This is a genomic window from Caballeronia sp. dw_19, assembly GCF_018449515.1.
Lineage (GTDB): Bacteria > Pseudomonadota > Gammaproteobacteria > Burkholderiales > Burkholderiaceae > Caballeronia.
In genome coordinates this window covers 131346-151756 of record NZ_JAAVUQ010000005.1, presented here as the reverse complement: position 1 = coordinate 151756, position 20411 = coordinate 131346, and the positions used below count along the sequence as shown (strand labels likewise).

Below are 20411 nucleotides of genomic sequence, written 5' to 3'. Positions count from 1 at the left end.
TTGTAAAAAAGAGAGGGCACGGCGCTTGAAAGACATCCTGCATTTTTCGCACGCTAACGGGTTTCCCGCATCGACATACCGGACGATCTTCGCCGAACTCGCCGACGACTACGAGATTCGCGCGGTTGAACGTTTTGGACACGACCCTCGTTTCCCCGTGACGCGCGACTGGCCGCATCTGGTGGATCAACTGCTCGAAGACATTGACGCCAGACGTCCAGCCGACGTGAAAGTGTGGCTGGTCGGGCATTCGCTGGGCGGTTACCTCTCGTTAATGGCGGCTCTCAAGCGGCCGCAATGGGTGAAAGGCGTCGTGATGCTGGATTCGCCGGTGATCGCCGGCTGGCGCAGCAGTGTGCTGCGTTTATCGCAATGGACGGGGCTCGACACACGGCTTTCGCCTGCCGCCGCCACTAAAAACCGGCGCATGCACTGGCCGAGCCGCGAAGACGCCTGGCGTCACTTTCACGCGAAAACGGCGTTCGCCCGCTGGGACGAGCGGATGCTGTCGGATTACATCGATTTCGCGATTCCGGCGGAGGCGCATAACGGAGGTGGCATTGGCGGTATCGATGAAGCGGCCGGCGCCGTCAACCGCCAACGCAAGCTCGCTTTCGATCGCGAGGTGGAATTCCGCATATACAAGACGTTGCCGCGCACGCTGGGTGCGCGGGTTGCGCATGGCGTGCCGGTGCCGGTCGGGTTTATTGCGGGAACGCATTCGAAGGAAGTCCGCCACGTCGGGCTGGAAATGACGCGGCGTATTGTGGGCGGGCATTTCGAATGGATCGAGGGCAGCCATCTGTTCCCAATGGAACACCCGGTGGAAACGGCGCGCGCATTGCAGCGCACGCTTAACGGGCTGCGGGCTTGATGCACTAATGCACATCAGTAGCGCATAGGAGTAACGCACCCCGGCGAGACGCCATTCAAACCGCATTCAGGCCGCCGATAAACACGCGACCAAAACCCGCCGCTCGCGGTAAATCGGGTTCCAACGCGGGTCCCTCCCGCGCTGGGTTATGGGGCGCCTTTCGGGTATAATCCGTTTTTCCCGCGAGCACCTAGCGATGACCAAATATGTATTCGTCACCGGCGGCGTAGTGTCTTCCCTCGGCAAGGGTATTGCCGCCGCTTCCCTCGCAGCGATCCTCGAATCGCGCGGTCTGAAAGTCACCCTCTTAAAGCTCGATCCCTACATCAACGTCGACCCCGGCACGATGAGCCCGTTTCAACACGGGGAAGTGTTCGTGACGGAAGACGGTGCGGAAACGGACCTCGACTTAGGCCATTACGAGCGCTTCATCAGCACGAAGATGCGCAAGGCCAATAACTTCACGACCGGTCAGATCTACGAGTCGGTGATCCGCAAGGAACGCCGGGGCGAATATCTCGGCAAGACGGTTCAGGTCATTCCGCATATCACCAACGAAATCCAGGCGTTCCTGCAACGCGGCGCGGCTGCGGCCACGTGCGGAGAGCCTGACGTGGCAATCGTGGAAATCGGCGGGACGGTGGGTGACATCGAATCGCTGCCGTTCCTCGAAGCCGCGCGCCAGATGAGCCTGCGGCTCGGCCGCAACAGCGCATGTTTCGTGCACCTGACGCTTGTGCCGTACATCGCGACGGCGGGTGAGCTCAAGACCAAGCCCACGCAGCATAGCGTGCAGAAACTGCGTGAAATCGGCATCTCGCCGCACGTGCTGCTGTGCCGCGCGGATCGTCCGATTCCCGGCGACGAACGCGCGAAGATTTCGCTGTTCTCCAACGTGCCGGAAGACGCGGTGATCTCGGTGTGGGACGTGGACAGCATCTACAAGATTCCGCAGATGCTGCACGACCAGGGTCTCGACAACATCATTTGCGAAGAGCTCAAGCTCACGGCGAAACCCGCCGACCTCAGCATGTGGGCCGGCCTCGTCCAGAAGCTCGAAAACCCGCAGAACGAAGTCACCATTGGCATGGTCGGCAAATATGTGGAACTGACTGAATCGTACAAGTCGTTGATCGAGGCGCTCAAGCACGCGTCCATTCATACGTCGACGAAGGTCAATATCGAGTACATCGATTCCGAGCAGATCGAAACGGACGGCGTGGCCGGTCTGAAGCATCTCGACGCCGTGCTCGTGCCGGGCGGTTTCGGTGCGCGTGGAACAGAAGGCAAGATCAAGGCGATCAAATACGCACGTGAGTCGAAGACGCCGTACCTGGGCATTTGCCTCGGCATGCAACTGGCTGTGATCGAATTCGCTCGCGACGTCGCCGGCTTGGCCGATGCGAACAGCACGGAATTCGATACATCGACGACCAATCCTGTTGTCGCGCTCATCACCGAGTGGTACGACCGTGCAGGTCACGTTGAAAAGCGCACGGAAGAGTCTGATCTGGGCGGCACGATGCGCCTCGGTTCACAAAAATGTCCGATCAAGCCGGGCACCATGGCCGCACGCATCTACGGTACGGATGTGAACGAGCGCCATCGGCACCGGTATGAAGTGAACAACCGCTTTGTGCCGCAACTCGAGGCGGGCGGGCTGGTGATCAGCGCGCGTACGCCGAGCGAAGATCTGCCGGAAATGATGGAGCTGCCGGAATCCATGCACCCGTGGTTCGTCGGCGTGCAGTTCCATCCGGAATTCACATCGTCACCGCGTGATGGTCATCCGTTGTTCAAGGAATTCGTCGAAGCGGCGCGCGCGCATCATCTGGCGCTGAAGGCGAACGGGCAGGCGGGCACTGCTGCTGAACACGCCCCTGCACCGGCCGTGGCGGTTTCCGTCGGAGCGCAAGCATGAAGCTGTGTGATTTCGAAGTGGGTCTCGACCAGCCGTTTTTCCTGATCGCGGGCACGTGCGTGGTCGAGTCGGAGCAAATGACCATTGACGTCGCCGGCCGTCTCAAGGAAATCTGCGCGAAAGTGGGCGTTCCGTTCATCTACAAATCGTCGTACGACAAGGCCAATCGCAGTTCCGGCAAGTCGTTCCGCGGACTCGGCATGGACGAAGGCCTGCGGATTCTCGGCGAAGTGAAAAAGCAACTCGGCCTGCCCGTCCTCACCGACGTTCATTCCGAGCATGAGATTGAAGCGGTTGCGTCGGTCGTGGACGTGCTGCAAACGCCCGCGTTCCTGTGCCGCCAGACTGACTTTATTCACGCATGCGCGCGTTCGGGGAAGCCGGTCAACATCAAGAAGGGCCAGTTTCTCGCGCCGCACGACATGAAGAACGTTATCGATAAAGCCCGCGACGCCGCCCGCGAAGCCGGCTTGTCCGACGACCGTTTCATGGCGTGCGAACGCGGCGTGTCGTTTGGTTATAACAATCTGGTTTCGGACATGCGCTCGCTCGCGATCATGCGGGAAACCAACGCACCTGTCGTCTTCGATGCCACGCATTCCGTCCAGTTGCCGGGCGGGCAGGGCACGAGCTCCGGCGGACAGCGCGAATTCGTACCGGTACTGGCACGCGCCGCGATTGCAACTGGCGTTGCGGGCGTGTTCATGGAGACGCATCCGGACCCGGCGAACGCGAAATCCGACGGGCCGAACGCCGTACCGCTGCACAGAATGGAAGCACTGCTGGAGACACTCGTTGCGCTGGATCGGGCCGTGAAGCGCGGACCGTTTCTCGAGAACGATTTCAGTTAAGGACGCTGCGGGCGTTGTGTGTATTTCAGCACAGGTGCTCGCTTAAGCATCCACATCCGCGATGTACCGGCAAAGGCGTGTCATGGCGAAAGGGTACATCTCCATGAACGCGAACCCTACTGACCCCGATAAATTCACCGCATATCAGCCGTTAGCAATGCACGCGATTGACGCATACGGTGGTAAGTTTCTGGTGCGCAGCGGACGGAGCGAGGCGTTTGAAGTATCCATTCGCCCACCCTCGGTCGTACTCGCGTTCGTCGACACCATTCGTTGACGACGAGACGGCCACACAATGGAATCACTCCGCTCAATATGAAGCGGCGCGCCACGTGAGAGCGGGCGCAGCAGAATTGAACATGATGGTCGTAGAAGGCCTCTGAAGCCGGGCGTTCGCGCCCCGGCGAGATGTTAAAAACCGACCCGCTGTCTGACCTGATTCAACGTCATTTCTTGAGGAAACCATGAGTGCTATCGTAGATATCATCGGTCGCGAGATTCTCGACTCGCGAGGCAACCCCACCGTCGAATGTGACGTCCTGCTGGAGTCGGGCACGATGGGCCGCGCTGCAGTGCCGTCGGGCGCATCCACCGGATCGCGCGAAGCGATCGAATTGCGCGACGGCGAAGCCGGCCGCTACGGCGGCAAGGGCGTGCTGAAGGCAGTCGAACACATCAATACCGAAATCTCCGAAGCCATCATGGGCCTCGATGCATCGGAACAGGCCTTTCTGGACAAAACCCTGCTCGAACTCGACGGCACCGACAACAAGTCGCGCCTGGGCGCGAACGCCATGCTGGCTGTGTCCATGGCGGTTGCAAAGGCTGCAGCAGAAGAAGCCGGCTTGCCGCTGTACCGCTACTTCGGCGGCTCGGGCGCCATGCAATTGCCCGTTCCCATGATGAACATCGTGAACGGCGGCGCGCACGCGAACAACAGCCTGGACATCCAGGAATTCATGATTGTCCCAGTCAGCCAGCCGACCTTCCGCGAAGCACTGCGTTGCGGCGCTGAAGTGTTCCACGCGCTGAAGAAGATCCTGAGCGACCGCGGCATGAGCACGGCGGTGGGCGACGAAGGCGGTTTCGCGCCGAACTTCGGCAGCAACGACGAGTGCTTGTCGACCATCGTCCAGGCGATCGAGAAGGCTGGTTATCGCGCGGGCGAAGACGTCTTGCTTGCCCTGGACTGTGCAGCAAGCGAGTTCTACCACGATGGCAAATATCAGCTCGCGGGCGAGGGTTTGCAGTTGTCGTCGGCGGAATTCACGGATTACCTCGCCACGCTCGCCGATAAATTCCCGATCGTTTCGATTGAAGACGGCATGCACGAAAGCGACTGGGACGGCTGGAAGATTCTCACCGATAAACTCGGCAAGAAGATCCAGCTCGTGGGCGACGACCTGTTCGTGACGAACACGCGCATCCTGAAAGAAGGCATCGACAAGGGCATCGCCAATTCGATCCTGATCAAGATCAACCAGATCGGCACACTGACGGAAACCTTTGCGGCAATCGAAATGGCGAAGCGCGCGGGTTACACTGCGGTCATCTCGCATCGTTCGGGCGAAACTGAAGATACGACGATTGCAGATATTGCGGTCGGCCTGAATGCTGGTCAGATCAAGACGGGTTCGTTGTCGCGTAGTGACCGGATCTCGAAGTACAACCAGTTGTTGCGCATTGAAGAAGATCTCGGTGACATCGCGAGTTATCCGGGTAAATCGGCGTTCTACAATCTGCGCTAAAGCTTCGGCCGGATTGGGACGTTAGTGAGTCCGGACGGTTGTCGATTTACTCAGTCCGCTGCCTCGTGTTCTTTTGAATCCGGGGCAGCGCCAAATACAGTTGCAGTGTTAGCGTTTTTCTCGCCTCTTAAATGCGGATTGTCACCTCTGTTCTGATCCTGCTGCTGGCGATGATCCAGTATCCACTGTGGTGGGGACACGGCGGCTGGTTACGTGTCCACGAACTGCAGCAGCAATTAGTCAACCAGACAAAGAAAAACGCCGACCTGAAACTGCGTAACGAACGCGTGCAGGGTGAAGTGGCGGACTTGCAGAACGGCACATCGGCTGTTGAAGAGCGCGCGCGTTACGAAATGGGGATGATGAAGGACAGCGAGGTCTTCGTGCAGTTCGTCTCGCCGAATTCGCCGGCGCCTGCTAACTCGGTGAACGCGCAATCGAGTGCTTCCACGCGCGGGCAAGTGTCCGCCGCGCCGTTGCGTGTAGTGCCTAATCCGGTGTCGCGTTCGAAGGAAGAGCGCCGGGCGTTCGAACGGCAAGCGACGAAGGACAAGATGGACGCGGCGAAGAAGAAGCAGGGTGGTTAGCGCGCGGCGCGTCAATCGAAGTAATCGACCGGCAACGGATGTAAAAAAAGCTGTTTCAACGTGAGTTGAAACAGCTTTTTTATTGCGCTTGGCCACTTTGCGGCGAACGACGCGCGTCTGAGACGCTACCAATAATACCCAGGGTATCCGTAGCCAAAGCCCGTTCCCCATCGGTTACCCCAGCCACCGCTCGAATATCCGCCGTACACCGTAACCGGCGGCCGATAGTACTGCGAGTAGGCCTGGGCGGCGGCCTCTGCAGCCATTGCCTGCTGCTGCTCGGCCAGCACTTGCCGGTCGATCTGGTTATAGCGCTGCTGCTCGGCCTGCGAAAGCGGCTGCGGCGCCTGGTTCTGCGCGGCCGGCAAGCGGCTGTAAATGGGCGAAGGCCCCGGCGGATCCATCATGCAACCGCCGAGAGCGAGCAGCGTCGCGCCGGACAACGCCACGACCAGTTTCTTCGATATACATCCCAAGGATTTCATTTCGACCTCCAGCGGGCCGGACACTAAACGGAACCGGATCATGACACGCCGCGGCACAGCAGAGGGTCATCCTGCGACCTCTTGTTACAGAGAGCCAGAGACCGCAGTTGGATTTAATGCCGTTGATCCGGCGCCGGACTCACACCCTGGGAGAGTTCTCCAGCCACAAAAAGTTGCGCCACGTCCACGGGATCGAACTCGTAGCGCTGGTTGCAGAACTCGCAGTGCACTTCCACGCTGCCGCGTTCTTCAACCACGCTGTCCACTTCGCCGCGTCCCAGCATCTTGAGCATCCCGCCCACTTTCTCGCGCGAACACGTGCATTCGAAACGCGCTTGCGCCGGCTCGAAATGTTGCACGTTTTCCTGCCAGAAGAGCCGCTTGAACACCACTTCCGGTTCTTCCTTCAGCAACTCCTCGTTCGAGAGCGTACCGCCGAGGTGGCATACGCGCTGCCATGTATCGGCGTCGTGTTCGCCCGGATGCGGGACGATACCGCCATCGCCGGGAAGCTTTTGCAGCAGCATGCCCACGGCGCGCTCGGTGTTCGCGGCGAGCCACATGCGCGTGTCGAGTTGCTCGGAGTGGTGCATGTAGTGTTCAAGCACTTCCGCCATCGACGCCAGCGGCCCATGCTCGCCGCTCAACGGCACGATGCCCTGATAAGCCTGCTGCCCGGGCTTCTTGTCGCGCGGATCGAGTGTGATCACGCAGCGGCCCTGGCCGTTGCGGTTGAGCAGGTCGGGGAGCGTCATGTCATCCGTGATTGGCACGGGTGCTTCGCTCGCGCCTTCAATGGATTCCGCCAGCTTCGCGGTTGCCCGCAGCGACAAGTCCGAATTGCATTGCACGACAAGCATGGTCACCGGCCCGTCGCCGTAGATCTGCATGATGAGCGTGCCGTCGAACTTGAGATTCGCCGACAGCAGCGCGCACGCGGCCATCATTTCGCCGAGCACGTTGCGCACGGGCGTGGGGTACGAGCGGCGCGTGAGCACTTCCTGCCAGGTGTCACGCAGCGAGACAATCTCGCCACGCACCGGCGCCGCGTTGAACATGAATTTTTGCAGCTGGTCGTTAACCACGCTTGAGTCCTTTGATCGACGGCATAACGCGTGTCAACCGGCGTTCAGCCGATCCGCACGAGCTGCGCCTTGTAAAATTCGCGACGGTCCGCGTAACCACGCGTCCCCGCCTGCATCTGGGCAATATCCGCTTCCGTGAGCTCGCGCACGGCTTTCGCGGGTGCACCGAGGATCAGGGTATTGTCTGGGAAGGTTTTACCTTCGGTCACCACGGCGCCCGCGCCAACCAGGCAGTTGCGGCCGATTACCGCACCATTCAAGACCACAGCCTGAATTCCGATCAGTGCGCCTTCCTTGATCGTGCAGCCGTGCAGCATGGCCTGATGGCCGATCGTCACGTTGGCTTCAATGGTCAGCGGATAACCCGGGTCGGTATGCAGCACCGCGCCTTCCTGGATATTGCTGCCTCGGCCAAGCACGATCGGCTCGTTGTCGCCGCGCAGGGCGGCGCCGAACCAGACGCTTGAGTTTTCTTCCAGCGTCACACGGCCGATGATGGTCGCCGTATCAGCGACAAATACGCTTTCGTGGATGGTCGGGGCGGCGTCGCCGAGCTTATAGATTGCCACTGTGTCTCCTGTGAGGGCCTGACTTGAGCCATGATGCCCGGATTGGCCGGCTGGCCTGGGGCTGCGGGCATACCGGTACCGTCGATGCTATAGACTGCGGCGCGCGGCCGCCTCAAGCCAAAAATCTTCCGTGGAAAGTGCTATTTTAGCCGGTTGCGCAAAAGCGACGTGCGGCCCGGCTTTTACACGACTGATCGATGGGTTCTGAAACGGCAATTCCAAAACCGGCGTTTCTGAACCGGCCTGCCCGGGCGGCGGCGCCCCCGGCGGGGTTGCCAGCCAACCGTTACCGTTTAAAAGCACCCCATAAGTAACCCAAGGCAAACCGGAATCATGTCCGAACAGCTCGATTATTCTGCGTCCAATGGCGTCCGGCCGACCGCCCTGGCGTTGCTCCGGGAGCGCGATCCCGCCGCCAAGGCGCGGGCTACCCAGCGTTTCTACGAGCGTTTGCTATCGGGGGACACCACGCTCGACGCCACCACCCACATTCCCGATCCGCTCGATTTACCCGGCCGCCCGGCGTCGCCGGAACTGGTCGCGCCGTCATCGCTGAAACGCCGCAGCATGCAGTCGGACGCGGGGCGTGCGGTGTTGCTGCACGCCTTGGCGCATATCGAGTTCAACGCGATCAACCTCGCGCTCGATGCCGTCTGGCGTTTCCCTTCCATGCCCGACGCGTTTTATCGCGACTGGTTCAAGGTCGCGGCCGAGGAAGCGCGCCACTTTTCGTTACTGAGCGCGCGTCTGGCGGAATTCGGTCATCGGTATGGCGATTTTCCCGCGCACGACGGCCTGTGGGAAATGGCGGAGCGCACGCGTGGCGACGTGCTCGCCCGCATGGCGCTCGTGCCGCGCACGCTGGAGGCGCGCGGTCTGGACGCTGCGCCGCCCATTCGCCGCCGCCTGGCTCAAGCGGGCGACCACGCATCGGCGGCCATTCTCGATGTGATTCTCCACGATGAAATCGGCCACGTGCTGATTGGCAATCACTGGTTCCGGCACTTGTGCAGCGAGTCCGGCGCCGATCCGCACGCCACCTACGCGCAACTCGCCGAGCAATATCACGCCCCCAAACTACGCGGTCCGTTCAACTTCGAAGCGCGTCGCGATGCCGGTTTCGACGAAGCCGAATTACGCGCGCTCGCGGGTCTGGACCCAATCGATTCCATTCAAGCTGTCCCCAATCCCCGATGACCCCTCTTAAAACGCCCGTTTCCGAATTCGTCACCACGCGTGGTACGCGGCTGCATGTGCGCCGATGGGGATCGCCCGACGCGCCCACATTGTTCATGCTGCATGGCTGGATGGATATTTCGGCATCGTTTCAATTTGTCGTCGATGCCCTCGCCGGTGACTGGCAGGTGATCGCACCCGATGCGCGCGGCTTCGGGCTGTCGGACTGGCCGGTCCAGCAGGGAAAGAGCGGCCATTACTGGTTCCAGGACTATCTGGCGGATCTGGATGCGCTGCTCGACCACTACGCACCGGCGTCGCTGCGTGGGGAGCAGGTGAACCTGGTGGGCCACAGCATGGGCGCGAACGTTGTTTGCCTGTACGCGGGCGTGCGGCCGGAGCGGGTGCGGCGCGTGGTCGATCTTGAGGGGTTCGGCATGGCAGCCACCAAGGCGGAGCGTTCGCCCGCACGGCTCGGGCAATGGCTGGACGATTTGCGCGCGCCGCCAACGCTCAACACCTACGCCACGCTCGATGACGTCGCCCAGCGGCTGATCCGCACGAATTCGCGCCTGCCGTTGGCGAAAGCACGTTTTTTAGCCCAGCAGTGGGCCAAGCCCGACGATACCGGCCGTTTCCATCTGCTCGCTGACCCCGCGCACAAAATACGCGGACCATTGCTGTACCGGCTGGACGAGGTGATGGCCGTCTGGTCGAAGGTGCGGGCGAAGGTCCTGCACGTTGAAGCGCTGGCTTCGCCGACCCTCGCGATGATCGCCGGCGAGGTTCCAATCGACGAATTCAAGCAGCGTTTCAAGGCGTTCACCGACTGGCGCGAGGAGATCGTCGATCACGCGGGCCATATGCTTCATCACGATCAGCCCGAACGCGTGGCGGCGCTGATCGAGACGTTTTGTGCCTGAGCCCGGGGGTGCTGGATCGTGCAATGGAACGATCGGTCAGCGATGTAACCCGTTTGACGCGTTGCAGTAGAATGATAATTAATTCCCAGAGCTTCCATGATGAACGCCGACCTGCATTGCCACTCCACCGTTTCTGACGGCCAACTCGCTCCAGCCGAGGTTGCCGCGCGCGCTCACGCGGGCGGTGTGACGCTGTGGGCGCTCACCGACCACGATCAGCTTGGCGGCCAGCGCGAGGCGCGTGAAGCTGCGCAAGCGCTTGGCATGGGGTATCTGGGCGGGGTGGAGATTTCGGTGACGTGGGCGGGGCGGACGGTGCATATCGTCGGGCTGAACGTGGATGCTGAAAACCAGGGGCTGATCGACGGCCTGGCAGCCACGCGCAGCGGCCGCCAGGCGCGCGGTGAAGCCATAGGCGAGGCATTAGCCAGCATCGGCATCCCGGGCGCCTATGAAGGCGCGCTGCACTATGTGAATGATCCAGCCATGATCTCGCGTACGCATTTCGCACGCTATCTGGTCGAAAAGGGCTACGCGGAATCGACCTCGGACGTGTTCTCGAAATATCTCGGCGACGGCAAGCCGGGTTATGTCGGCCATCGCTGGTCCAAACTGGCCGATGCCATGAAGTGGATCAAGGCAGCGGGCGGCGAAGCGGTCATTGCGCATCCGGGGCGCTATGATTTCTCGCCAGTCGAATTCGCCGCGTTTTTCGATGAATTCATCCAGCTCGGCGGCCGCGCTATTGAGGTCGTGACGGGTAGCCACACGCCGGACCAGTATCGCGAATACGCGGATGTCGCGCGGCGATACGGCTTTCTCGCATCGCGCGGCTCGGATTTCCATGCGGCAGGCGAAGGGCGAATCGACCTCGGCCAGTTGCCGCCGCTTCCCGCCGATCTCAAGCCGGTGTGGGAGTGCCTGGTTTAAAAGGTGTACTGCGAAGGTGCGCCGCGCGGCCTTATATAACGCCGCGTTGAACCGCGTGAAAAAGCTGCGCACGATCCTTGGTCTTCATCCACTTCTGTTTGTCGCGCAACTGCGTGCATTTGCGGGTATTCTCGCGTGTCCGCATGGGTACCGCCCGGCGCTTTTTATCTGAAATCTGGCTTAAATACAGCTTGAATCCAGTTTGAAGCCGCGGGTGTTATGCCTGATGCGTAAAACATAAAAATGCAACGCGAGCGCCCAGCGTCTTGGCGCCGGTTGGCAACAAGCTTTCGGACAACCTATCTACGTCATCTGGTCATGTCTCAATTCTTTCGAATTCATCCTGACAACCCGCAGCCGCGCCTGATCAACCAGGCGGTGCAGATCATCAATGATGGCGGCATTGTCGCGTTGCCGACCGATTCCAGCTACGCGCTCGCGTGTCATCTCGACGACAAAAACGCCGTTGAGCGGATCCGCCGGATTCGCGGACTCGACGAGAAACAACTGCTCTCGCTGCTGGTGCGCGATTTATCGGAACTGTCGAATTTCGCGATCGTCGATAACCGCAACTATCGTCTGATCAAATCGGTTACGCCCGGCCCTTACGTGTTTGTGCTTCAGGCGACGAAGGAAGTGCCCCGGCGCCTGTCGCACCCGTCGCGAAAGACGATCGGCCTGCGCGTGCCGAATCACGCGATCACGCTCGCGCTGCTCGAAGCGCTGGGTCAGCCGCTGCTCGGCTCAACGCTGATCCTGCCGCCCGACACCCATCCGCTCAACGACCCCGAAGAGATTCGCCAGCGGCTGGAAAAACAGATCGACCTGGTCATCGACGCCGGTGCGTGCGCGATGGAACCCTCCACGGTGATTGACCTGACCGGCGACGAACCCGTGCTGGTGCGTCCCGGCCGAGGCAGTCTGGAACCATTTGGCCTTACCGCTGAAAACGCCTGAAAAACCCCGCACGATGACACAATAGGCAGTGAGTTGCGTTCGGGCGAACAGCCCCGGGCGCAAACTCACCGCCTCGACGCTCGCGCCCCATCGCCCTGGGCGAACGCCAAACCGTCCGCCAACGAGTGGCGCCACAACTGCTTGATACAATAGCGAGCTATGGATTCCTCCCTGATACAAACCATCGCGGTCTACGCGCTCCCCGTGATCTTCGCGATCACGCTGCATGAGGCCGCTCACGGCTATGCGGCCCGCCTGCTGGGCGACAACACGGCGTACGTGCTCGGGCGCGTCTCGCTCAACCCAATGCGCCACATCGACCCCGTCGGTACGCTCGCTATTCCGTTGATCCTGTATTTCGTCACCAGCGGCGCGTTCATGTTCGGTTATGCGAAACCGGTGCCCGTGGCGTTCGGCAACCTGCGCAATCCGCGTTGGGGCAGCTTATGGGTCGCGGCTGCCGGACCGGCAAGTAATTTCGTCCAGGCGCTGATCTGGGGCGTGATCGCGGTGCTGCTGGCGTCGTTCAATATCGATGAACCGTTTTTTACGCGCATGGCGGCAGCCGGCGTTGGCGTGAACCTCGTGCTTGGCGTGCTCAACCTGTTCCCCTTGCCGCCGCTCGATGGTGGACGTGTGCTCATGGCGCTGCTGCCCGTGCGCGCGTCGATCATGCTGTCGCGGCTTGAACCTTATGGTTTTTTCATCGTGATGGCACTAGTCATGACCGGCACTTTGACGCGTTTTTGGCTCGGGCCGCTCGTGAGCGCCGGGTATGTCGCGGTGTCGGCCGTCCTGAATCCACTTGCCTCGCTTTTACAATAAATCCATGTTCCCTGACCGTATCTTCTCCGGCATGCGGCCGACCGGCTCGCTGCATCTAGGCCACTATCACGGCGTGCTCAAGAACTGGGTGCGGCTGCAGTCCGAGTACCCGTGCTTTTTCGCGGTCGTCGACTGGCATGCGCTGACGACCCACTACGAAACGCCTGAAGTCATCGAGAAGAACGTCTGGGAAGTGCTGATCGACTGGCTCGCGTCCGGCATCGATCCGGCGCAAGCCACGCTCTTCATCCAGAGCCGCGTGCCGGAACACGCCGAGCTTGCGCTGCTGCTTGGCATGAGCACGCCGCTTGGCTGGCTCGAACGCGTGCCGACCTACAAGGAGCAGATCGAGAAGCTGAAGGAAAAGGATCTGACCACGTACGGCTTTCTCGGTTATCCGGTGCTGATGGCGGCAGACATCTTGCTGTATCGCGCGTCGCTCGTGCCGGTCGGCGAGGACCAGGTGCCGCACGTGGAAATGACGCGCGAGATCGCGCGACGCTTCAATTATCTGTATGGGCGTGAGGCGGATTTCGAAGAGAAAGCACTCGATGCCGCGAAGAAACTCGGCGGCAAACGCGCGAAGCTTTATCACGAACTGCGGGTTGCGTATCAGCAGGAAGGCGACGACGAAGCGCTCGAACAGGCGCAGGCTATGCTGCAGGAATCGCAGAGCCTGTCGATGAACGATCGCGAACGGCTGTTCGGTTATCTGGAAGGCGCGCGCAAGATCATCCTGGTCGAGCCGCAGGCGTTGCTGACCGAAGCGTCGCGCATGCCGGGCCTCGATGGCGCGAAGATGTCGAAGTCGTATGGCAACACCATCGGCCTGCGTGAGGACGCCGAGACAATCGCGAAGAAAGTGCGCACCATGCCGACCGATCCGGCGCGGGTTCGCCGCACCGATCCCGGCGATCCAGACAAGTGTCCGGTGTGGCAACTGCATCAGGTCTATACCGACGAAACCACGCACAAGTGGGTGCAGACGAACTGCCGCAGCGCGGGAATTGGTTGCCTTGAATGCAAGCAACCGGTGATCGAAGGCATTTTGCACGAGCAGCAACCCATGCTGGAACGCGCGCAGAAATACATGGACGATCCGTCGCTGTTGCGCGCGATCGTGGCCGACGGTTGCGACAAGGCGCGCAAGTTTGCGGTAGAGACCATGCGCGACGTTCGCGACGCAATGGGCCTCTCGTATAACTGATGATCGCAATGTCAGCGCCTGAAAAGTCACCCACGCCACCCACCACCGCCAGTGCATGGATCGAGCAGTGGTCGCATCTGGTGGAGCAGGGCGGCGCGGTGCTCGACGTCGCGTCGGGCAATGGCCGCCATGCGCGTTATTTCGCGTTGCGGGGGCACCCGGTGCTGGCGCTGGATCGCGATGAAACCGCATTGGCAAGCCTCGCTGCCGTGCAGCATGTCACCACGCGCTGCGCCGATCTGGAAAACGCGAGCTGGCCGCTGCGGGATGACGAGAAATTCGCTGCGGTCGTGGTGACGAATTACCTCCATCGGCCGCTGTTCCCCTATTTATTCGATGCCCTCGCACCCGGCGGCGTGCTGCTGTACGAGACCTTCGCGGCGGGCAACGAACGGGTTGGGTTTGGCAAGCCGTCGAATCCGGACTTCCTGCTCAATCCCGGCGAACTGCTCGACGCCGTGCGGGGCCGCTTGCGGGTCATCGCTTATCAGGATGGTTTTATCAACGCGCCGCGCGCATCCTGCGTACAGCGCATTGTCGCTGCCGCCCCATTGCGGCCCCCGCCAACAGGCCTTACGGAACGTAACAATGCATCAGATCCCGTTCGTTACGTACTGCAGGGCTAATCCGCTACAATCGCGGTTTACCGACCAATTTCATAGCGTTTCATGACAAACGGAACACACGGCGGCATCCAGATCCGCGGCAGCATTCCTGCCATCGTTACCCCGATGCACGAGGACGGTAGTCTCGATCTGCCGGCGTTTCGAAAACTGATCGACTGGCATGTTGAAGAGGGCACGAACGGCCTCGTCGTGGTCGGCACCAGCGGCGAATCGGCCACACTTTCAGTTGATGAACACATCCTGATGGTGAAAACCGCCGTTGAACACACGGCCAAGCGTTTTCCGATCATCGCAGGCGCGGGTGGCAACTCCACGTCGGAGGCGGTCGAGCTGGCAAAAGCGGCGAAGGAAGTCGGCGCCGACGCCACGCTGCAAGTAGTCCCTTACTACAACAAGCCAACGCAAGAAGGCATGTACCAGCACTTCCGCCGAATCGCGGAATCCGTCGACCTGCCCGTCATCCTGTATAACGTTCCGGGCCGGACCGTTGCGGACATGAACCACGACACCGTGCTGCGTCTCGCCGACGTGCCGGGCATCGTGGGCGTGAAAGAGGCAACGGGCAATATCGACCGTGCGGCAAACCTGATCAAGTACGCGCCGGCGCATTTTGCGATCTACAGCGGTGACGATCCGACCGCGATCGCATTGATGCTGCTCGGTGGCCACGGCAACATTTCGGTGACGGCGAACGTCGCGCCGAGAGCGATGAGCGAACTCTGCCGCGCGGCCCTTGCCGGCGACGCGATTACCGCGCGCAAGATTCACCTGAGCTTGCTGTCGCTGCACAAGCAGATGTTTTGCGAGTCGAATCCGATTCCCGCGAAGTGGGCGCTTGCTGCGCTCGGGCGCATGGAAAGCGGGATTCGTCTGCCGCTGACGCCGCTCGACGCGCGCTACCACGATGTCGTGCGCGACGCGTTGCGCGAAACAGGACTTCTGGCCTGACGGCCGGCGGCGGGGCGCATTTAAAACATGCGCCTCACTGCAATGCAGTGGTTTCGGCCTTATTACCGTTTGGCCAGCCAGCGAGTGTCATCAACCCGTCGTTCATCGACCCGTTCCCGGCTTAGCTTCCAGGCAACGCGCATTCAGCATCACGAAGGACCTCATGAAACGTTCCGCCTTATTCAATCACGCTCGCACCCTGAGCGTGCTGTCGCTTGGAATCGGCACGCTGATCTCGCTTGCCGGTTGTGACACGTTGAACGACTGGCTCGCGCCGGATCGGGTCAATTACAAGGGTGCTGAAACGGCGCCTACGCTGGCCGTGCCATCGGATCTCAGTACCGCGGACATTAGCCAGCGTTATGCCGCACCGCCCAAGCTGAATACGCTTGGCGGCGCCGCGCCGCGGGCGCTTACGCCTGCAGGCAACGCAACCGTGGGCGTGCCGACGCCGCAAGACCCGTTCGGCATGCACGTGGAGCGTGATGGCGATCGCCGCTGGCTAGTCGTCGATGGCCGTTCCCCCGACCAGCTCTGGCCGCAGTTGCAGGAATTCTGGGAGGAGAACGGTTTCACGCTCAAGACCGATGCCGCTGCTACTGGCATCATGACGACCGACTGGGCTGAAAATCGCGCGAACATTCCGGACGACTGGTTCAGGAAGAGCATTGGCAAGCTGGTCGACTTTGCGTATTCATCGGGTACGCGCGATCAATTCCGTACGCTGGTCGAGCGCGGTTCGAGCGGTTCCACCGACATCTCCATCAGCCACAGCGCGATGGAAGAAATGCTGACGGGCCAGGACAAGACCTCGTCGAAATGGGTCGAGCGGCCGCGGAACCCGGCTCTCGAAGCCGCGTTCCTCGCGAAGCTGATGGAGAAGTTCGGCCTTACTGACGCGCAGGCGAAGCAGCTGTTGACCGATGCAACCCCGGCGACTGCTACGGCAAGCGTGGATCCGACCGGTGGCCCGTCCACGCTGGATCTCTCCGAGCCGTTCGACAGCGCCTGGTTGCGTGTAGGACTTGCACTCGACCGGACGAACTTCACCGTCGACAATCGGGACCGCGCGAAGGGCCTGTATTACGTGCGCTTCTCGGACTCCATGCAGGAGTTGAAGAAGGACGGATTGCTCGGCAAGTTCTTTGGCGGCGGCGCACCCAAGCCTTCACGCGAGTTCATGGTCAACGTGCGTCCGAAGGCCGATACGATTACGGAGATTGCCGTGGTCGACGCCAATGGGTCGGTGGATACATCCACCGACGCGCAACGGATTGTTGCGTTGTTGCACGCGCAGTTGAACTAGGTTTTCGCCGATGCGTTTTGCCAGTCTCGGCAGCGGCAGCGAAGGCAACGCGTTGCTGGTCGAGTCGGTCAGCGGTACGACTACTACGCGCGTGCTGCTGGATTGTGGTTTCTCCGCGAAGGAAGTCGAGCGGCGCCTGGCGCGGCTCGACGTGCGGGCGGACCAGATCGATGCCATTCTCATTACGCATGAGCATGCGGATCACATTGGCGGTGCGCTGACGCTGGCGCGCAAATGGTCTATTCCGTTGCACATGAGTTGGGGCACCGCACGCGCAGTGGGTGCCGATGACGCGCCGGTAGATCTTCGAGTGCTCTGGGGCGACGAGAGCGTGGTGGTAGGGGACCTGGAAGTGCTCCCTTATACCGTGCCCCACGACGCGCGCGAGCCTCTCCAGTACGTGTTCTCGGACGGCACAAGCCGTTTGGGCGTCCTGACGGATGTCGGGGGCGCTACTGCCCACATCACGAATGTACTGAGCGGTTGCGATGCCTTGGTGCTCGAGTCGAATCACGATGTCGAGATGCTCGCGACAAGCCGCTATCCAGCGTCGCTCAAGGCGCGGATTGGCGGTATGCATGGACACCTCAACAACGACGCTGCAGCAGGGATTCTCGCAGCGCTCGATCGATCGAAGCTGCGCCATCTGGTGGCCGCTCACCTGAGTCAACAGAACAACTTGCCTGAGTTGGCCCAGGCGGCGCTCGCCGCCGTGCTAGGTGGCATTCCGGCTGATGTCGTGGTGGCTACGCAAGCCGATGGGTTCGACTGGCTGTCGTTATGACGCCACTTTGTGTTTCCCTATAGCGCGCTGCATAAACGCCGCATAGTGGCATTCCGCGTATTCACGCCAAGAACCAGCAGACATAAAAAAACCGGCCCTCGGGCCGGTTTTTTCATAAGCCTCTCAGAATGACATCCTGCGAGGCTTATTGCGGAGGCTTCGTTTTCAGCTAGATGAAACAGCTAAAGAGCGGAAAACTAGACCCCTGACTAGGTGCTTACTGGCTTGCGCCCGAAGCAGGAGCAGCTGCAGAAGCTGCGTCCGTTGCCGATGCAGCAGCGGCAGTTGCGTCGCTTGCAGCAGCCGTAGCGCTCGAAGCTGCGTCGCTAGCAGCAGCTGCAGAATCCGAAGCAGCTGCAGCAGGTGCCGAAGCAGCCGAGGTATCGCTAGCAGCAGCCGAGGTATCGCTAGCAGCGCCCGGAGCAGCCGTATCGCTAGACTTGTTGCATGCAGCAAGCGCAACAGCAGCCAACAGGGATGCTACGAGGAGAGATTTCTTCATGATCACGTCCTTTTATGGTTAAAGGTAAGCAACAGCGCAAAGTACCGGTAATGTGTGCTCCAACACCGACCCGGGCCGTTGTGGACTCACATTATGTATGTCTGTGAGACTTCCTACGGCTTGGGCGGAAATTATATGCACTTTCGTATCGACCGTCGATAAATCAGGGGACAATACGTTGTCTTTCTCATACATTTCAACCCGCGGAACAGCAAGACAGGCCAAACACTAGGCGTTTGCGTCGACTTGTATCCAGCCCGCACAATACCACTCGTGTAGTAGCACTGTCATTGACGAATCGCCTGAGAGTGTTACAAAGCGTTTCCCCTCCAAATACCGTTTGTCGGCGAGTTCAGGAAGCCATTTCTTGAGCTTTCCCGACAATAAATCCTGCTCGCCATTCATAAAATAAGCGTGCTTGTCATAAAGCAGCCCGGTCTTTTTATCGAGCTTCAAACCGGACTGTTTCGCGCGTTCGATAAACCGGGTCTCATTCAAAGGGCGCCGCGGCGGATCGAATACGACATTCGGCTTCGGTTCGCTCAGGTACGTTCCGAGAAACGAAGCGACGTCCTTCTCATCCCATTCGATATTCGCAAGGATCGCGCCAACTCGTTCGATCATGAGCGGTGGCAGTAGCGCCGGGTGGCTGACCGCCGACTGCGAGGGGTCACGGTAGCGTTGTGCGCCAGCCTTGGCGCTTTTTGCGCCAGCGCTGCCGGCATCGTCCAGGCGCTCCGCGAGGTGATACAGGAACTGGCCTGACAATTCGCTTGCAGAAGGTGCCCGGAAGCCGATCGAGGCGGTCATGCACTCGCCTTCTGCCACACCGTCATGAGCGATGTGAGGCGGCAAATAAAGCATGTCGCCCGGTTCCAGCACCCACTCCTCGTCTGCTTCGAAGTGCTGTAAAACTTTCAACGGCAACCCCTCTTTTAGCGAGAGATCGCGCTGGGCGCCGAAGCGCCAGCGCCGTTTGCCGTGGATCTGCAACAGGAACACGTCGTAGGAATCGAAGTGCGCACCCACGCCGCCGCCGTCGGTGGCGTACGAAATCATGAGGTCATCGACGCGGGCGTCGGGGATGAAACGGAAGCGATCCAGCAGCGCGCGGGCACGGTCGTCGTGCAGGTTCACCCCTTGCACGAGCAACGTCCAGTCACGCTTTTTCACAGATGGCAATTCGTCGGGCGCAAAAGGCCCGTGCTCCATTGCCCAGGACTTGCGAAAATGCGTGATAAGGCGCGATTCTGCGTCTTCGCTGTCGGCGAGTTCGAACAGTTCGTCGCGGGATAGCGGCGCTTGAATGTCAGGAATCGCCTGACGGATCAGGAGCGGTTTTTTCTGCCAGTACCGGCGCATGAATTGCGCTGGCGTGAGGTTGCCGAGCAGGGTTGAAGGTTCGTCGGGAAGCGGCACCGCGAAAGGACTTGAGGGAACGTTAGGGGACCGCGTTGGCATCGTATAATTGAGGCTTGTATCTTGGAGAATCCAATGAAAATCGCAAAAGACACCGTCGTATCAGTAGCCTATAAGCTCTCGGACGCTCATGGCAATCTGATCGAGGAAAGCGACGAGCCGATGGTCTATCTGCACGGCGGCTATGATGGCACGTTCCCCAAGATCGAGGAAGCACTCGACGGTCAGGAAGCCGGCTATCAGACGCAGTTGCAGCTCGAACCGCAGGATGCGTTCGGCGAGTACGATCCCGATCTCGTGAAGGTGGAGGCGCGAGGCCGCTTTCCGGAACCGCTCGAAGTCGGCATGCAGTTTGAGGGCACCCCGGAAGACGGCGAGGACGAACTCGATTCGCTGATCTACACGGTCACCGACGTGGCTGAAGATAAGGTCGTGCTCGACGGCAATCATCCGCTGGCGGGCATGGCGCTGCGCTTCGCGCTGAACGTGCAGGAAGTCCGGGAAGCCACCGAGGACGAGAAGGAACATCAGCACGCGCATGGCCTTGACGGTCTCGAAGTCCTCGACGAGGACGACGAAGAGCCGGGCAAGGACGCTGGCCCGACCTTGCATTGAGGCGTGTGTAGGGGGCGAGCCCAAGCGATGTGAAACAAGGCGCAGGCAGGTTGCTGCGCCTTTGTTTTATTTT

Annotated in this window: 21 protein-coding genes; 16 read left to right on the top strand and 5 right to left on the bottom strand. The window is 60.6% G+C overall.

What is annotated here, in order from left to right; translation table 11 throughout:
- The first annotated feature begins 25 nt into the window (after positions 1-25).
- From HB376_RS09270 to ftsB, 5 genes are all read left to right on the top strand, one after another.
- The gene (locus HB376_RS09270) at positions 26-874 is read left to right on the top strand and encodes an alpha/beta hydrolase (protein WP_213763288.1); all 849 of its coding nucleotides are present in this window, start codon (positions 26-28) and stop codon (positions 872-874) included.
- A 196-nt stretch (positions 875-1070) separates the two neighbouring features.
- Positions 1071-2795 carry a CTP synthase gene (locus HB376_RS09265; protein WP_213763286.1) on the top strand — a complete coding sequence of 575 codons (1725 nt, stop codon included), beginning with the start codon at positions 1071-1073 and terminating at the stop codon, positions 2793-2795.
- Entirely contained in the window at positions 2792-3646 is an 855-nt protein-coding gene (gene kdsA, locus HB376_RS09260) for a 3-deoxy-8-phosphooctulonate synthase (protein WP_031363912.1), read from the top strand. Before HB376_RS09265 ends, kdsA begins: the two co-directional genes overlap by 4 nt.
- Before the next feature lie 464 nt (positions 3647-4110).
- A complete protein-coding gene (eno, locus tag HB376_RS09245) occupies positions 4111-5394 on the top strand; it encodes a phosphopyruvate hydratase (RefSeq protein ID WP_213763281.1) in 1284 nt (427 codons plus the stop codon).
- Positions 5395-5525: 131 nt separating this feature from the next.
- Positions 5526-5981: a cell division protein FtsB gene (ftsB, locus tag HB376_RS09240; protein WP_213763279.1), complete on the top strand. Its 456-nt coding sequence runs from the start codon at positions 5526-5528 to the stop codon at positions 5979-5981.
- A 125-nt stretch (positions 5982-6106) separates the two neighbouring features.
- Here ftsB and HB376_RS09235 read toward each other — a convergent pair whose 3' ends face one another.
- From HB376_RS09235 to HB376_RS09225, 3 genes are all read right to left on the bottom strand, one after another.
- Positions 6107-6466 (bottom strand): hypothetical protein, encoded by a 360-nt coding sequence (locus HB376_RS09235; RefSeq protein WP_213763277.1) that lies wholly within the window; start codon positions 6464-6466, stop codon positions 6107-6109.
- A gap of 113 nt (positions 6467-6579) precedes the next feature.
- Positions 6580-7551: an Hsp33 family molecular chaperone HslO gene (locus HB376_RS09230; protein WP_256983812.1), complete on the bottom strand. Its 972-nt coding sequence runs from the start codon at positions 7549-7551 to the stop codon at positions 6580-6582.
- Between the two features lie 44 nt (positions 7552-7595).
- Positions 7596-8120, bottom strand: a complete 525-nt coding sequence (locus HB376_RS09225; protein ID WP_158936688.1) for a gamma carbonic anhydrase family protein — start codon at positions 8118-8120, stop codon at positions 7596-7598.
- 333 nt (positions 8121-8453) lie between these two features.
- Between HB376_RS09225 and HB376_RS09220 the strand changes: the two genes are divergently transcribed.
- From HB376_RS09220 to HB376_RS09175, 10 genes are all read left to right on the top strand, one after another.
- A complete protein-coding gene (locus tag HB376_RS09220) occupies positions 8454-9317 on the top strand; it encodes a ferritin-like domain-containing protein (RefSeq protein ID WP_213763275.1) in 864 nt (287 codons plus the stop codon).
- Positions 9314-10219 (top strand): alpha/beta hydrolase, encoded by a 906-nt coding sequence (locus HB376_RS09215; RefSeq protein ID WP_213763273.1) that lies wholly within the window; start codon positions 9314-9316, stop codon positions 10217-10219. The genes HB376_RS09220 and HB376_RS09215 overlap by 4 nt, the downstream gene beginning before the upstream one ends.
- Before the next feature lie 99 nt (positions 10220-10318).
- Positions 10319-11149: a 3',5'-nucleoside bisphosphate phosphatase gene (locus HB376_RS09210; protein WP_213763529.1), complete on the top strand. Its 831-nt coding sequence runs from the start codon at positions 10319-10321 to the stop codon at positions 11147-11149.
- Between the two features lie 318 nt (positions 11150-11467).
- Positions 11468-12106: an L-threonylcarbamoyladenylate synthase gene (locus HB376_RS09205; protein ID WP_213763271.1), complete on the top strand. Its 639-nt coding sequence runs from the start codon at positions 11468-11470 to the stop codon at positions 12104-12106.
- Positions 12107-12265: 159 nt separating this feature from the next.
- Positions 12266-12931: a site-2 protease family protein gene (locus tag HB376_RS09200; RefSeq protein WP_213763269.1), complete on the top strand. Its 666-nt coding sequence runs from the start codon at positions 12266-12268 to the stop codon at positions 12929-12931.
- Positions 12932-12935: 4 nt separating this feature from the next.
- Positions 12936-14138, top strand: a complete 1203-nt coding sequence (locus HB376_RS09195; RefSeq protein WP_213763267.1) for a tryptophan--tRNA ligase — start codon at positions 12936-12938, stop codon at positions 14136-14138.
- A gap of 8 nt (positions 14139-14146) precedes the next feature.
- Complete coding sequence (locus tag HB376_RS09190) at positions 14147-14764, top strand: class I SAM-dependent methyltransferase (protein WP_255631250.1); 618 nt, start codon at positions 14147-14149, stop codon at positions 14762-14764.
- Between the two features lie 42 nt (positions 14765-14806).
- Positions 14807-15712, top strand: coding sequence for a 4-hydroxy-tetrahydrodipicolinate synthase (gene dapA / locus HB376_RS09185; protein ID WP_213763263.1), 906 nt, complete (start codon positions 14807-14809; stop codon positions 15710-15712).
- Positions 15713-15875: 163 nt separating this feature from the next.
- Positions 15876-17018 (top strand): outer membrane protein assembly factor BamC, encoded by a 1143-nt coding sequence (gene bamC, locus HB376_RS09180; protein ID WP_213763261.1) that lies wholly within the window; start codon positions 15876-15878, stop codon positions 17016-17018.
- 10 nt (positions 17019-17028) lie between these two features.
- Positions 17029-17802, top strand: a complete 774-nt coding sequence (locus HB376_RS09175) for an MBL fold metallo-hydrolase (RefSeq protein WP_213763259.1) — start codon at positions 17029-17031, stop codon at positions 17800-17802.
- A gap of 217 nt (positions 17803-18019) precedes the next feature.
- On the opposite strand, the gene HB376_RS40880 is transcribed toward HB376_RS09175, so the two are convergent.
- Both HB376_RS40880 and HB376_RS09170 read right to left on the bottom strand, forming a co-directional pair.
- Positions 18020-18304, bottom strand: coding sequence for a hypothetical protein (locus tag HB376_RS40880; RefSeq protein ID WP_255631249.1), 285 nt, complete (start codon positions 18302-18304; stop codon positions 18020-18022).
- A 228-nt stretch (positions 18305-18532) separates the two neighbouring features.
- A complete protein-coding gene (locus HB376_RS09170) occupies positions 18533-19765 on the bottom strand; it encodes a cupin domain-containing protein (protein WP_255631248.1) in 1233 nt (410 codons plus the stop codon).
- Between the two features lie 33 nt (positions 19766-19798).
- Between HB376_RS09170 and HB376_RS09165 the strand changes: the two genes are divergently transcribed.
- On the top strand, positions 19799-20338 hold the full coding sequence (locus HB376_RS09165; RefSeq protein WP_031363930.1) for a peptidylprolyl isomerase: 540 nt from the start codon (positions 19799-19801) through the stop codon (positions 20336-20338).
- Positions 20339-20411 lie beyond the last annotated feature (73 nt).